The organism is Prauserella cavernicola (assembly GCF_016595675.1).
Taxonomy (GTDB): domain Bacteria; phylum Actinomycetota; class Actinomycetes; order Mycobacteriales; family Pseudonocardiaceae; genus Prauserella_A; species Prauserella_A cavernicola.
On sequence record NZ_JAENJH010000064.1, the window covers coordinates 1 to 291 of the forward strand.

Below are 291 nucleotides of genomic sequence, written 5' to 3' on the forward strand. Positions count from 1 at the left end.
CCCGCTTCGGCACCGACGAGCAGAAGAAGCACTGGCTGCCCGGCTTCGCGAACGGCAGCGTGCGCATGGCCTACGGCATCACCGAGCCCGACGCCGGGTCCAACTCACACCGCATCACCACCACGGCGCGGCGCGACGGCGGCGACTGGATCCTCAGTGGACGCACGGTCTACATCTCCGGCGTGGACGAGGCCGACGCCGTGCTGATCGTCGGCAGGACCGAGGACGCCAAGACCGGGCGGCTCAAGCCCGCGCTCTACATCGGGCCCACCGACGCGCCCGGGTTCGAGT

Annotated in this window: 1 protein-coding gene; it reads left to right on the forward strand. The window is 70.8% G+C overall.

Going from position 1 to position 291, the window contains the following annotated elements; genetic code table 11:
- Positions 1 to 291: acyl-CoA dehydrogenase family protein (locus tag JHE00_RS34705; protein WP_200326440.1), on the forward strand; the 291-nt coding region annotated here is incomplete at both ends.